8 protein-coding genes and 1 pseudogene are annotated in these 14,224 nt (G+C 73.5%); 3 read left to right on the top strand and 6 right to left on the bottom strand.

Annotated features, from left to right (window positions below):
• Window positions 1–347 precede the first annotated feature (347 nt).
• The 4 genes and pseudogenes from AB0E96_RS27925 to AB0E96_RS27910 form a co-directional block, all read right to left on the bottom strand.
• The gene (locus AB0E96_RS27925) at window positions 348–1,022 is read right to left on the bottom strand and encodes a nucleoside/nucleotide kinase family protein (RefSeq protein ID WP_359828321.1); all 675 of its coding nucleotides are present in this window, start codon (window positions 1,020–1,022) and stop codon (window positions 348–350) included.
• A gap of 99 nt (window positions 1,023–1,121) precedes the next feature.
• Window positions 1,122–2,077 (bottom strand): annotated as a pseudogene (locus AB0E96_RS27920) (LD-carboxypeptidase).
• A 134-nt stretch (window positions 2,078–2,211) separates the two neighbouring features.
• A complete protein-coding gene (gene trpS / locus AB0E96_RS27915) occupies window positions 2,212–3,270 on the bottom strand; it encodes a tryptophan--tRNA ligase (protein WP_359828323.1) in 1,059 nt (352 codons plus the stop codon).
• Between the two features lie 209 nt (window positions 3,271–3,479).
• Entirely contained in the window at window positions 3,480–5,054 is a 1,575-nt protein-coding gene (locus AB0E96_RS27910) for an APC family permease (RefSeq protein ID WP_359828322.1), read from the bottom strand.
• 324 nt (window positions 5,055–5,378) lie between these two features.
• Between AB0E96_RS27910 and AB0E96_RS27905 the strand changes: the two genes are divergently transcribed.
• Together AB0E96_RS27905 and AB0E96_RS27900 are read left to right on the top strand one after the other, a co-directional pair.
• On the top strand, window positions 5,379–6,485 hold the full coding sequence (locus AB0E96_RS27905; protein ID WP_359828319.1) for an iron-siderophore ABC transporter substrate-binding protein: 1,107 nt from the start codon (window positions 5,379–5,381) through the stop codon (window positions 6,483–6,485).
• A gap of 287 nt (window positions 6,486–6,772) precedes the next feature.
• Window positions 6,773–7,843 (top strand): hypothetical protein, encoded by a 1,071-nt coding sequence (locus tag AB0E96_RS27900; protein WP_359828318.1) that lies wholly within the window; start codon window positions 6,773–6,775, stop codon window positions 7,841–7,843.
• 131 nt (window positions 7,844–7,974) lie between these two features.
• Here AB0E96_RS27900 and AB0E96_RS27895 read toward each other — a convergent pair whose 3' ends face one another.
• Window positions 7,975–8,517 carry an NUDIX domain-containing protein gene (locus AB0E96_RS27895; RefSeq protein ID WP_359828316.1) on the bottom strand — a complete coding sequence of 181 codons (543 nt, stop codon included), beginning with the start codon at window positions 8,515–8,517 and terminating at the stop codon, window positions 7,975–7,977.
• 123 nt (window positions 8,518–8,640) lie between these two features.
• Between AB0E96_RS27895 and AB0E96_RS27890 the strand changes: the two genes are divergently transcribed.
• Complete coding sequence (locus AB0E96_RS27890; protein ID WP_359828315.1) at window positions 8,641–9,672, top strand: ATP-grasp domain-containing protein; 1,032 nt, start codon at window positions 8,641–8,643, stop codon at window positions 9,670–9,672.
• Between the two features lie 89 nt (window positions 9,673–9,761).
• On the opposite strand, the gene AB0E96_RS27885 is transcribed toward AB0E96_RS27890, so the two are convergent.
• The gene (locus tag AB0E96_RS27885) at window positions 9,762–13,853 is read right to left on the bottom strand and encodes an ABC transporter ATP-binding protein (protein ID WP_359828313.1); all 4,092 of its coding nucleotides are present in this window, start codon (window positions 13,851–13,853) and stop codon (window positions 9,762–9,764) included.
• Window positions 13,854–14,224 lie beyond the last annotated feature (371 nt).

Below are 14,224 nucleotides of genomic sequence, written 5' to 3'. Positions count from 1 at the left end.
AAGGAACGGACGCTTCCTTCGGACCGCCTTCCAGCGGACCCTCCGGGCTTCGTTCTTTCGTGTTTCCAGCTTATCAGATGTTTTCCGCTCCGTTTCCGGGGCTTCGTTCATCCAACTCGCCGGTGTCTTCCGGGGTTTGACGCCCCGTCCGACGTTTCAAACTCTAGCCGATCCCCGCTCCGAAAAGCGAATCCGACCGCAACCCGATAAAACGAGCACACCGAATAAGCACCAGGCCGTCACGCGAAAGCGAGAAAGACCGGCACGAACCGGAAGTGGTGTTTCAGAGGATTGGCCGCCCCGGGACCGTCCGCGCAGATGCGTGTCCGGTGCTCCCTGTCGAGCGACTAGGAAACACTACCCCTGTCCACGGTCGAAGGCAAACCCGCCCCGGAGACGATCCGGGTGCAGAGGGCCCGGCCGGGCTTCACGTACTCGCCGTTGGGGTGGTCGTTGCCGGCGACCCAGTGGCGTGCGGTGTCCTCGTCGCGGCCGCCGTCGAGGTGCCGCCGCAGCAGGCGCTCCTCGCGGACGTCGTCGTCGGTGTGCACGTACCAGAGCTCGTGCAGCAGTCGGCGCGCGTCAGGCCAGGGGGCCTCGACGGAGGCGAGGTAATTGCCCTCGGTGATGACGAGCCGGGTGTGCGGGCGGACCACGTGGCGGGCGGCGACCGGTTCGTCCAGGGTGCGGTCGAAGTCCGGGACGTAGATGTCCTGGAAGCGGTCCCCGGCGATACGGCGCAGCAGGGCGACGTAGCCGTGGGCGTCGAACGTGACCGGGGCGCCCTTGCGGTGGGTCAGGCCGAGGCGGTCGAGCTGGGCGCCGGAGAGGTGGAAGCCGTCGAGCGGGACGTAGGCGGCGGTGCCGGGTCCTTCGGCGCGCTCGACCTCGGCGACCAGGTGACGGGCCAGGGTGGACTTGCCGGCGCCGGGCGGACCGGCAAGTCCGAGGATCGTGCGGGCGTTGCTGCCCGGTCCGCGGAGGAAGCCGCGGGCGAGGGCGGTGAGGCGGTCCTCGTTCATGGCCGCACCTTACTCAGCGCGCGCCTCGCCCATGGCGCCTCACCCATGACACGGGCCGGGCTCGGCACCCCGTGCTCGGCGTCCCGAGCCCGGGGCTGTTCAGCGGTCGGCGAGGGCGGGCCGGTCCAGGGTGAGGGTGCCGGCGTCGGCGTCGAGCAGCGCGGGGACGCCGAGCGGGACGGTGAGGGTGGAGGGGCAGTGGCCGAAGCCCAGCTCCCAGAGCACGGGAACGCCCAGCCCGCCGAGCCGGTCGGTCATCACGTCCCGGACGCGCTCGGGCCGTCCGCACCCCTCCCAGGAGCCGAGGGCCAGACCGGCCACGCCGTCGAGGGCACCGGAGCGCAGGAGCTGGGTGAGCAGCCGGTCGAGCTGGTAGGGGTGCTCGTTCACGTCCTCGAGCAGCAGGACGGCGCCCGCGTACGAGGGCCGGGCGGCGGGTGTGCCGCGTTCGGCGGTGAGGACGTGGAGGCAGCCGCCGGCCGTGACGCCGCGGGCGCGGCCGGGGACGAGCGGGGCGGCGGTGGGTGAGGTGAGGACGGTGACGGCGGCGGGGTCGAAGAGGGTGCGGCGCAGGTGTTCGGCGGTCGGGCCGTCGGAGACGAAGGAGGCCCCGGCGGCCAGCGGTCCGTACAGGGTGGCGAGGCCGAGGCGCCGGGCGAAGGCCTCCTGCAGGGAGCTGACGTCGCTGAAGCCGATGAAGGGCTTGGCCTGGCGGCGCGCATCGCGGTCCAGTCGAGCAGGTCGACCATGCGGTGCACGCCGTATCCGCCGCGGGCGCAGATGACGGCGTCGACGGTGGGGTCGAGCCACGCGGCCTGGAGGTCGGCGGCGCGGTCGGCGTCGGTGCCGGCCAGGTGGCGGAGGGTGGGGTGGGTGTCGAGGACGTGCGGGGCGACGGTGACGCGCAGCCCCCAGGAGCTGAGGATCGCGCAGCCGGCGGTGAGGCGTTCGGCGTCGACGGGACCGCTGGGGGCGACGACGGCGATGTGGTCGCCGGGGCGCAGGTGCGGCGGGCGGGTCAGCCCCTGGCCGGGTGTGGTCGGGTGCTGGTCCATGGTCCTGGCCGCCTTTCGGGCGCGGGATCGGGGTGCGGGCGGTCGGGCCGTGGCCGCGACCGCCCGGTGACGATATGCCCCGTGTCGACCGGCCGATGTCCCGCGCCCGGCCGGCGTTCGGTGGTGGGGGCTCTTCAGATCACCGCCCCCATCACCTCCCGGACCTCGGTGAGGGTGGCGTCGGCGACGGCGTTGGCCCGCTCGGCTCCGTCGCGCAGGACCTGGCGCAGGTGGTCGCGGTCGGCGGCGAGCTCGGCACGGCGGGCGCGCATCGGGCGGAGGAACTCGTTGACGGACTCCGTGACGGTGCGCTTGAGCGCGGCGGCGCCGCCGTCGCCGATCTCCTCGGCGACGGCCTCGGGGGCGCGGTCCTGGCAGAGGGCGGCGAGCAGGACGAGGCTGGAGACCTCGGGCCGGTCGACCGGGTCGTAGCCGATCCGGCGGTCGGCGTCGGTGCGCGCACCGCGGATGATCCGGGCGGTCTCGTCCTCGGTGGCGCCGAGGGCGACGGCGTTGCCCCGGCTCTTGCTCATCTTGCCGCCGTCGGTGCCGAGCAGCATCGGGGCCTCGGAGAGCAGGGCCTGGGGGCGGGGGAAGACGGCGCTGCCGTCGGCGTGCGGGTAGCGCTCGTTGAAGCGGCGGGCGACGGTGCGGGCGACTTCGAGGTGAGGCAGCTGGTCCTGGCCGACCGGGACCAGGTCGGCCTTGCAGAAGAGGATGTCGGCGGCCTGGTGGACGGGGTAGGTGAACATCAGCCCGCTGACGGCGGACTGCCGGGAGTGGGCGATCTCGTCCTTGACGGTGGGGTTGCGGCCCAGTTCGGCCACGCTGACCAGGCTGAGGAAGGGGAGCAGCAGCTGGTTGAGGGCGGGGACGGCGCTGTGCGGGAAGATCGTCGCCCGCTCGGGGTCGAGGCCGGCGGCGAGGTAGTCGAGGACGAGGTTCTCGGTGTGCTCGGCGAGCCGGTCGGCGAGGTCGCGGTCCGTGATGACCTGGTAGTCGGCCACCACGACGAACATCTCGACGCCCTGGTCCTGGAGCCGGACCCGGTTGCGCAGGGTGCCGAAGTAGTGGCCGAGGTGGAGCGGTCCGGTGGGGCGGTCCCCGGTGAGGACGCGGTGGGCGGTCGGGTCGTCGCCCGGAACCCCGGCGGCGGCAGCGGCGGCAGCGGCAGTGGTGGTGGTGGTTTCGATGGCGGTGCTCAAGGTCTCTCTCCTCGGTGCGGCGGTGGTGGCGGCCGTCCGGGGCGAGGGGCCCGTCCTGCGGTGTGCGCGAGGGGCGCGGAGAACGCAGCAGGGCCGTCCGATCCCGGACGGCCCTGGTCAGGCGAGTGAGGTGGCCGTCCTAGGACGGCCACCAGCACAGGCCCTTGAAGCGCTTCATGTGCCCCACCGTAACGGTGTCAGTCCTCCACGACCAGTGCCGGGGTGTCCTTGTGCAGCGTCTCGCCGCGGAAGAACTCCGGCCGGATGAAGCCGTACCAGGTCATCAGCCCGGCGCCGAGCAGCAGGATGCCGACGCCGATCACGAAGACCGAGCCGATGCCGAAGACCGAACCGCTGCCGTAGTCCGGGTCCCAGGCGTCGGTGAGGGTCTGCAGGAAGACCGCGGTCAGCAGAACGCCGCCGAGGAGCGGGGCGGCGCCCTTGAGCAGCAGGTCGCGGACGCCGGTGCGCAGCGAGCGGCGGAAGTACCAGACGCAGGCGAAGGCGGTCAGCGCGTAGTAGAAGCAGATCATCAGGCCGAGCGCCAGGATGGTGTCCTGGACGACGTTCTCGCTGATCAGGCTCATGCCGACGTAGAAGATCGCGGTGGCGATGCCCGCCGCGACGGTCGCGTAGCCGGGGGTGCGGAAGCGCGGGTGGACGGTGCCGAAGCGCGGCGGCACGGCGCGGTAGGCGCTCATCGCGAGCAGGGTGCGGGCCACCGGGATGAAGGTGGTCTGCAGGCTGGCGGCGGCGCTGGCGACGACGGCCAGGAAGAGCAGGATGCTCCACGGCGAGCCGAGCACCGGCCGCGCCAGCGCGGCGAAGACGTTGTCCGCGGTCGCCGGGTTGCCCAGGCCGTTGCCGGTGCTGCCGACGCCCGCGAACATCTGGGAGGCGATCGCGACCAGCAGGTACGAGCCGACCAGGGTGACCATGGAGATCATCGCCGCGCGGCCGGGGGTCTTGGCGCTGCCCTGGGTCTCCTCGTTCATGGTCAGACAGGTGTCCCAGCCCCAGTACATGAAGATCGACAGAGACAGTCCCGCGGTGAACGCGCTGAACGAGCTGACCTGGAGCGGGTTGAGCCAGGAGAAGGAGAAGCCGATCGAGTCGGGCAGGTCGCCGGCGACGGCCTTGCCGATGGCGATGGCGGAGAACAGCAGCAGCACGGCCAGCTGGAGGCCGACCAGGCTGTACTGGAACCACTTGGTGGCGGTCATCCCCCGGTAGCTCATCGCGGTCGCGCCGGCGATCAGCAGGACCACCGTGAGCAGGTGGACGGCCTTGTTCTGGTCGAGTTCGGTGACCCAGCCGCTGCCGGTCATCTCCCCGAGCATCAGGTACAGGAAGTCGGTCGCGACCCCGGCCAGGTTGGAGAGCACGATGATGGTCGCCACCGTCAGGCCCCAGCCGGCCATCCAGCCGACCCGGGGGCCGAAGGCCCGGACGCCCCAGGTGAACGACGTGCCGCAGTCCGGGAAGTCCTTGTTCAGCTCCTTGTACGCGAACGCGACGAGCAGCATCGGCAGGAAGCCCGCGAGGAACACCGCGGGCATCTGGACGCCGACCGCGGTGACGGTCGGTCCGAGTGTGGCGGTCAGGCAGTAGACCGGGGCGACCGTCGAGACGCCCAGCACCACACTGCTCAGCAGGCCGACGGAACCGCCCCGTAGACCCTTGTCCCCCGCTCCCCCAGCGGTCCCCTGATCTGCGGGGACTCCACCACTGATGCCACTGACCGGGGCACCCTGCGGAGCGCCGGGCGCCATTGCCCGGCCGCTGCTCGTGTGCTCTGAGAGCTGCTGATCAAACACCAGCGCACCCTAGATGCGGGCATGGAAGGTTGAGTAGACCAACCCTTGGTGATCTAAACCACTTGCTTCGATTCGTTTCCGCGACGGCCGTTCGGGTTGATGGATTTACGGCCCGTTAACCCATGTACCTTGGTTTCAAAGGAGTTGAGGCAAGGAAATTTCTCCTTTTTGCCAAGGTTCGACATGTTTTGCCCCCCTGTCGCGGACCTGCCGCTCCCCCATCGCTCCCGCGTCGGATAGGTTTGCCTAACCTAAATTCGATCGCCTCAGGAGTGCCGCATGCCCCCCACCTCCGACGCCCCGGCCCTCTCCCCCCGCACCACCGGTCGCCGCAGGTTCCTCACCGCGGGGATCACCGGCGCGGCCGTGCTCGGCCTCGGCGGACTGCTCACCGCCTGCGGCAGCTCGGACGGATCGGGCGGCGGCAGCGGCTCGGCCCCGGTCGGCGGCGGCTCCTCCCCGAACCAGAAGTCGGTCAAGCAGGGCGGCGACGACTACGCCGCCGTGGTCGAGAAGATGAAGGGCTTCGGCACCGACGCCGCCCCCGGCGTCTACCCGCGCACCCTCAAGCACGCGATGGGCGAGACCGTCATCCCGGCCAGGCCCACCCGGGTCGTGGTGCTGGACACCGGAGAGCTCGACAACGTCGTCGCCCTCGGCATCCAGCCGGTCGGCGTCGTGTACACGGACGGCTCCAAGTCACTGCCCTCCTACCTCAAGGACAAGGCCGGCAGCCCCGCCGCCGTCGGCACCATCAACAGCCTCAACCTGGAGGCCATCGCCGCGCTCAAGCCCGACCTGATCCTCGGCAGCCAACTGCGCGCCCAGGACCAGTACGCGCAGCTGTCCAAGATCGCCCCGACCGTCTTCTCGCTGCGCCCCGGCTACCCCTGGAAGCAGAACTTCCTGCTCAACGCGAGCGCGTTCGGCCTGGAGGCCGAGGCCAAGGCGCAGCTCGACGCCTACCAGGCGGCCGCCACGGCGATCGGTGCGAAGCTCGGCGACAAGCGGCCCACCATCACGCCGCTGCGCTTCATGCCGGGCCGGACCCGGCTCTACGCCGAGCTCTCCTTCATCGGCACGATCCTCACCGACATCCCGCTGCCGCAGCCCGCGATCGAGCAGGTCCAGGAGCTCGCGGTGGAGGTCAGCCCGGAGCAGATCGACAAGGCCGACGCCGACTGGATCTTCTACGGCGTGTACGGCACCCCCAGCTCGACCAACCAGGACGCGGTGCTGGGCGGCGCGCTCTGGAAGACGCTCGGTGCGGTCAAGTCCGGCCAGGCCCGGCCGGTTTCGGACGAGACCTGGTTCCTCGGGCTCGGCGTCATGGCGGCGAACGCCGTGCTCGCCGACCTCAAGGGCTTTGTCGCGCCCGCTGGTTGAGACCGGCCCGCGGGGACGCGGGCGGGGCGGGGCCGGGGCCAGCGGGGCCGGGGGCGGCGGGGCCGGGGCCGGCGGGGGCCGGATTCGGGTCCGCGATCGGGGCCGGAGTGGAGGGCCGAACGGGTCGGCGCCCTTCCGGTCGCATGGCAACGGTGTTCGCCGGGCGCTGTCTTGGGCGATCCCGCGACGATCCCCCGGTGGTGTCGCGCACACCATCGGGTTCGACGCTTGGAGCTGATCGCGCGGTGCGGGAGGATCGTCTGAACCGTTCCCCGAAGGGCCCGAAGATGACCTCGCTCCACCCCGCAGCAACCGACCCCTTCCTGCCCGGACCGCCCCGGGGCGGCGCCGGGTCCTCACCCCCGTCCGCCGCGCCCGGCACGGCCGCCGCGGCGGCGCCGATGTGCTCGATCGCGACCGCCACCGAGCCCGGTTCCGCCCCGTCCGGAGCCACGGAGGGGGCGGCGCGTCTCTACTCGGTGCCGCAGCCGCGCAGCCGGCACGACGCGGAGGCGCCGACCGCCCCTGCCGCGGTCGGCGTGGTACCCGAGGTCTCCGCGGCACCCGCGATCTCCGCGGTCGAAGCGCCCCGCGCCCTCGCCGGGGCGGACGGGGACGGGGACGGGGCCGGGTTCGTCCGGTTCGGGCCCACCACGGTGCCGCCGGAGGGCGGTACGGCCGGGACCGAACCGCGTCCGACGCGTGAGGAACCGCGGATCCTCGGGTCCCGGCGGCCGTCGCCCTCCCGGCGACTGCGCCGGATGCACCCGCAGGCCGCCCGGACCGGGCAGGGGGCGACCGCACGGGAGACGGCCGCGCCCGGCCCGACCGGGACGGGACTGCCGGGGGCCACTGGCCGGACGGACGACCGTGCCGGTGCGGCCTGGCCGGCCGGAGCGACGGCGCAGCTGCCGTCGTTCGGCACCGGAGCCGGAGTCGCGGGCCACGGCGGGGCCGTCGGGCCGGCCGGCGGCGACGACGCCACCGCCACCGCCACCGGCGACAACGGCGGGGCTTCGCGGGCCGAGCCGCCGCTCGGCATCCTGATCGGCGGTACCCCGGGGCCGGCCGAGGCCCTCGGCCGGCCGGAGGAGCGCGCACCGGTCCGGGTGGCGGCCCGGCCGATCAAGGTCGGCCGCGGCACCTGTCTGGTGGTGCTGCCCTCATGGCGGCCCGCCATCGCCGTCTCGGTTCCGACCGAGCTGCTGCTGTCCGCGACCGGGCTCGGCATCGAGCAGCTGGCCGGTGCCCGGCTGACGGTGCTGATGAATCCCGCCGCGCTGCACGACCGGGAGCTGGAACTGCACGGCTGGGAGCCCGGTCCGGCCGGACGGACCCGGCGCGGCGGGCGCGGGTAACCGCTCCGCCGGACGACGCGCGGCACCGCGCGGCACCGTACGACGCCGTACGACGCCCGTTCGGCGGTGTTCTGCGACGGGCCGCGCGGGACCGCTGTCCGCGCGGACCCACGCTTCAGCGGGCCCGCGGTTCAGCGGGTCCGACGGGTGGCCGGGGCGTTCGGGACGTACCCCAGGTCGACGGGCACCGGCGGCCGCCCGTCGACGGCCCAGCCCGTGCGGACGGCGTCCAGCAGTTCCGGCAGCGCGGGCGGCCAGAGCGCGTCGGCGTTCTGGTCGGCGAGGTCCGCCGGGGTCCACCAGCGCCAGTCCAGGATCCGGTCGACGGCGTGCACCGCGCTGACGTCGCCGACCGGGCCGCGGTGCGGTCCGCCGGTGAGGTAGATGTGCTCGTGCTGGCGGACCGGGGTGCCGTGCCAGGTGAAGTCGTGCTCCCAGGTGCAGAGCAGCGGGCCGGGTTCGAGGTCGCTCCAGCCCGTCTCCTCCCACAGCTCGCGCCGGGCGCCGTCCCACGGGGTCTCGCCCGCCTCCAGCCCGCCGCCGGGCATGGTCCAGTGCACACCGACCTCGTCGTTGTCCGAACGGAGCAGGAAGACCGAGCCGTTCGCGTCCAGGACCACCGTGCGGGCGGCCTGCCGGGGCCGGCGTACGCGGGAACGCAGCGGATTTCTCATCGGGTCACTCTCGCAGCGGTCGCCCGGGGCGTCGAGCGGATTCGGCACTCCGGTCGGGTGCTCGGGCCGTCCGGCCCGTCGTGGCGGGCTCGGGTCCTGCCGCCCGGCCGTACCCTTTCGGCCATGCCCGCACCCGCGATCGTCTTCCCCGCCGATCCGCTCAACCCGCATCGGCCCGACCCGCACTTCGCCTGGGAGGCCAGGATGCTGCGGGAGTTGGGCGGCGAGCACCACCTGGTCGACCACGACGGGCTGCTCGCCGGGCGGGCCGAGGAGGCCGTCCGGCGGGTGCCCCGGGACAGCGGCCCGCTCTGGTACCGGGGCTGGATGCTGTCCTCCGCCCGGTACGCCGACTTCTCCGCCGCGCTCGCCGCCCGTGGCGGAAACCTGCTGACCAGCCCGCCCGGGTACGCGGCCGCCCATGAACTGCCCGGCTGGTACGGCGTGTTCGAGGGTGCGACCCCGGCCAGCGCGTGGATCCCGTCCGACGGCCCGGCGGTGCCCGGGCCGGAGGAGCTGGCGGAGGCCGCGGCCCGGATCGGCGGACGCGGGCCGGCGATCGTCAAGGACTACGTGAAGTCACGCAAGCACGAGTGGCACGAAGCTTGCTACGTACCCGAGTTGGCCGATCTGGCGGCCGTCGGCCGGGTGGTGGAGCGGTTCGTCGAGCTGCAGGGCGAGTTCCTGGCTGGCGGTGTGGTGCTGCGGCGCTACGAGGAGTTCGAGGGCGCGGGCGTCCCGGCGGAAGGCCCGGCCGGCGCGGACGGTACGGGCGGTACGGGTGGTGCGGGCGGCTCCGGCGGTGCGGGTGGTGCGGGTGGCGTCGCCGCTCCGGGCGTGGCGTCGGCGGGGCCCGCCGAGGACGGTGCGCCGGGGAGCGGCGGCCGGGCCGTGGAGGCCCGGGTGTGGTGGCTGGACGGCCGGCCCGTCCTGGTCGGACCGCACCCGGACGCCCCGCGCCGGGCCGTCGAGCCCGATCTCACCGACGTCCCGGCGCTGGTCCGCAGGCTCGGCTGCCGCTTCGTCACCACCGATCTCGCCCGCCGGGCGGACGGCTCCGGCTGGCGGGTGGTCGAGGTCGGGGACGGGCAGGTGAGCGACCTGCCGCGCGGGATCGACGCCGCGGGACTGCTGGCCGCGCTGATCGCCGCCTGACGGCCCGTGCGTGACGGTCCGTCAGGCGGTTCGCGGGTGTTCGCGACCCCGGCCGTGGGGCGGTGCTACCCGGTCGAGGGGCGGCGGCCCTACCCGGCGGCGACGGCCTCGGCGGCCGGGTGGCCGTCGGCGGTGAACGCCTGCCAGAGCCGGGTGTAGGTACCGCCCCGGGCGAGCAGTTCGGCGTGCGTGCCGTCCTCGACCACCCGGCCGTGGTCCAGCACGATCACCCGGTCGGCGCGCTCGGCGGTGGTCAGGCGGTGGGCGATGACCAGGGTCGTCCGGCCGCCGCTGAGCCGGTCCGCGGCCTGGTTGACCGCCGCCTCGGTGGCGAGGTCGAGGGCCGCGGTCGCCTCGTCGAGCAGCAGGATGTCCGGATCGACCAGCTCGGCCCGGGCCAGTGCGATCAGCTGCCGCTGGCCCGCCGAGAGGTTGCGCCCCCGCCCTGCCACCTCGTGGTCGTACCCGCCCGAGAGCCGGACGATCATGTCGTGCGCGCCCACCGCCCGGGCCGCCGCCTCCACCTCGGCCGCCGAGGCGTCCGGCCGGCCGTAGGCGATCGCCTCGCGGACCGTGCCCGCGAACAGGTACGCCTCCTGCGGCACCACGCCCAGGCGGTGGCGGTACTGCGCCAGGTCGTAGCGGGTGAGGTCGACCCCGTCCACCCGGACGGTGCCCTCCGTCGCGTCGTAGAACCGGGCGACCAGCTTCACCAGCGTCGACTTGCCGGCGCCGGTCTCGCCGACCAGCGCCACGGTCTGCCCGGCCGGAACGCGCAGGTCCACGCCGCTCAGCACGGTCGGGGCGCCGTCCGCGCCGCCGTTGTAGGCGAAGCCGACCCCCTCGAAGGAGATCTCGCCGCGCAGGGCCTTCGCCACCGGGACCGGGTCGGCCGCCTCGGCGGTGCTGGTCGGGGTGCGCAGCAGCTCGCGGATGCGGCCGAGGCCCACCGAGGCCTGCTGGTACCCGTCGAACACCTGGGACAGCTGGTTGACCGGTGCGAAGAACAGGTCAATGTAGAGCAGGTACGCGACCAGCGCGCCGACCGTCAGCGTCCCGGCGTCGACCCGGGCCGCGCCGACGATCAGCACCAGCGCGGCGGCCACGCTGGAGAGGAACTGCACGAACGGGAAGTACAGCGAGATGTAGAGCTGGGCCCTGACCCTGGCCTCGCGGTAGGCGGCACCGCGGGCCACGAAGCGGTCGGTGTTGGTGTCCAGGCGGCGGAACGCCTGGACGATCCGCATGCCGGCCACGTTCTCCTGGAGGTCGGCGTTGACGGTGCTGATCAGGTCGCGGGAGAGCTCGTACTGGTCCTTGGACTTCTTGCGGAACACCAGGGTCGCGACCACCAGCAGCGGCAGGACGGCGAAGACCACCAGGGCCAGGCCCGCGTCGATGATCAGCAGGGCGGCGAAGATCCCGGCGAAGGTCAGCAGGCTGACGACGGCGGTGACCATGCCGGTCTGGAGGAAGGAGGTCAGCGAGTCCAGGTCGGTGGTCATCCTGGTCATGATCCGGCCGGTCAGCTCGCGCTCGTAGTAGTCCAGGCCGAGCCGGTTGAGGTGGGCGAAGATCTTGAGCCGCAGCGTGTAGAGGACGCGCTCGCCGGTACGGCCGCTGACCCGGTTCTCGGCGCCCTGCACCACCCAGTCCAGCAGGACCACGACCAGGGCGGTGAGCGAGGCCACCGCGACACCGGACATCAGGCCCTTGCGGACGCCCTCGTCGATGCCGTGCCGGATCAGCACCGGCAACACCAGTCCGGCCGCCGCGTCCAGGGCGACCAGCAGGAGGGCGATGAGCAGCGGGGTGCGGAAGGGGCGCAGCAGGCGGCGCAGGGTGAAGTCGGGGTCGCCGGCCTCGGCCTCGGCGCGGGGAACGTCGGGGGTGTCGGAGGCGGGCGGGAGCGCCGCGACCTTGTCCAGCAGCTCGGGGTCGGCGGTGCGGGCGGCCTTGGCCAGGGCGGGGGTGGGGAGGGCGGGGGTGGCCCGCTGCCCGGATTCCCCGGGTGTCGGCTGCTCGGCTGCCGCTTCCCCGGATGCCGATTGCCCGGACGTGGGCTTCGTGGGGGCGGGCTTCGCGGGGGCCGGTTCAGCGGTGGACCGCCGGTCGGCGTGACCGGCCTCGGGGTCGGTGATCAGGGCCCGGTACTGGGGACATCGGGCTTCGAGTTCCTCGTGCGTTCCGAGGTCCAGCAGCCGGCCGCGTTCCAGGACGGCGATCCGGTCGGCGAGCTGGAGGGTCGAACGGCGGTGGGCGATCAGCAGTGTGGTGCGGCCGGCCATCACCGAGCGCAGCGCTTCGTGGATCTCCGCCTCGATCTGCGGGTCCACCGCCGAGGTGGCGTCGTCCAGCAGCAGGATCCGGGGGTCGGTGAGGATCGCCCGGGCCAGTGCGATGCGCTGGCGCTGGCCGCCGGAGAGGGTCAGTCCCTGCTCGCCGACCTTGGTGTCGTAGCCGTCCGGCAGCGCGCGGACGAACTCGTCGGCCTGGGCGGCGCGGGCGGCGGCGAACACCTGCTCGTCGGTGGCGTCCGGGCGGCCGTAGGCGATGTTGGTGCGGACCGACTCGGAGAAGAGGAAGCTCTCCTCGGGGACGATGCCGACGGTCGCGCGGACCGAGTCCAGGGTGAGGTCGCGCAGGTCGTGGCCGTAGAGGCGGACGGTGCCGGCGGACGGGTCGTAGAAGCGGGGCACCAGCTGGGCCACCGTCGACTTGCCGGAGCCGGAGGCGCCGACCAGTGCGAGGGTCTCGCCGGGCGCCAGCTTCAGGCTGAGGCCGTGCAGGACGGGGGCGGGGTGGTCGGGGTCGTAGCGGAACCCGACCTGGTCGAACTCCAGGGCGACGCCGGGGGTCCGCGGGCCGACGGTGCCGGCGCTCCGCGGGGCGTCGTCCGAGGCGCGCTCCGGAGTGTCGTCCGAGCTGCCCTCCGAAGCGCCTTCCGGGGTGTCACCGTGCGCGAGGTCCAGGGTCCGGGCGTCCGGGCGCTCCTGGACCAGCGGGCGCTCGTCGATCAGCTGCAGGACGCGCTCGACCCCGGCCCGGGCCTGCTGGCCGACGGTGATGACCATGGTCAGCATCCGCACCGGGCCGGTCATCTGGGCGACGTAGGTGGAGAAGGCGACGAAGGTCCCGAGCGTGACGCTGCCGTCGACGGCCAGCCAGCCGCCGAAGGCCAGGACTCCGACCTGGGCGAGCGCCGGGATCGCCTGCATCGCCGGGTTGTAGCGGGCGTTGAGCCGGATCGACCGCAGCCGGGCCGCGAAGAGGTTGCGGGAGGCCACCTCCAGCTTGTCGAGCTCCTGCGACTCCTGGCCGAAGCCCTTGACCACGCGGACCCCGCCGATCGCGCCGTCCACCACGCCCGCGACGGCGGCCGCCTCCTGCTGGGCCGCCCAGGTGGCGGGGAAGAGGCGCTTGCGGCTGAGCACCGAGACCCACCACAGCGCGGGCGCCATGACCAGGGCGATCAGGGTGAGCGGCGGGGACAGCCAGACCATCACGCCCAGCGACATGACGAACATCAGCAGGTAGCCGGTCATCATCGGCAGCATCGAGAGCAGGCCGTTGACCAGCTGGAGGTCGGAGGTCGCACGACCGACCACCTGACCGGTGTCCAGCCGGTCCTGGCGGTGGCCGTCGAGCCGCCCGAGCGAGCGGAACAGGTCGCTGCGCATGTCGTGCTGGACGTCCACGGCGAGCTGGCCGCCGTAGTAGCGGCGGACCTGGGTGCAGCCGAAGACCACGAGGGCCGCGAGCAGCAGCACCACCGCCCAGGGGGTCAGTGAACGGGTGTGGGCGACGATGACGTCGTCGATGATCAGCTTGGTGACCAGCGGTACCAGCGCGGTGACGGCCATGCCGAGCAGCGAGGCGCCGAAGGCGAGCAGCAGGCTGCGGCGGGACCGCCAGCTGTAGCCGATCAGTCGGCGCAGCCACCCGGCCGACTCGGCACCCTCACCGTTCCCGTCGGCCTCGGTGGCCGCAGTGGCCTCGGTGGCCTCGCCGGCCTCGGTGACGGACTGAGTGCCCGCAGCGGCGGACCGGGCGCCCTCGGCGGCCGGCCCGGTGGTCTCGGCGGGGGTCTGCGGGCTGGCGACGGGGACCTCCGGGGTCGGGCCGGAAGCCGGGGGGCCGCTCGGGGATTGCTCCACCGTGGATCCGTGAGTCTCAGGCATATTTAGGGATGCTAACCATTCCGTGCGGTGGCCGCCACGATGTTTCCGGCCCGGGCGGGTTCGGGGCGGGCCGGGGCAGGCCGGATCGTCCGGTCCGGCGGACTGGCCAACAGCCGGCGGCCTGCGACGATTCCCGATCGGGCACTCGCACGGCCCAATCACCCCGGTCGGTTCCAGGGTCGCCGACGACCCGCGTGGCGCCCAGCGGCCAGGGGTGAGCGGGCGCCGTCCTTTGGGCCTAGGACTCGGGACGGGCCGCCACCGGGCTCGGCGGGGCCCGCCGGGCCGCCACCGGGCCCCGCGAGCCCCGCCGATCCCCGTCGAGCCGACCGGCCCGTCCGAGTCGCCCGGGCCGCCCTCCGAGCCGCCCA

Source organism: Kitasatospora sp. NPDC036755 (assembly GCF_040636595.1).
In the GTDB taxonomy this organism is placed as follows: Bacteria; Actinomycetota; Actinomycetes; order Streptomycetales; family Streptomycetaceae; genus Kitasatospora.
This window is presented reverse-complemented; position numbering and strand designations above follow the sequence as displayed.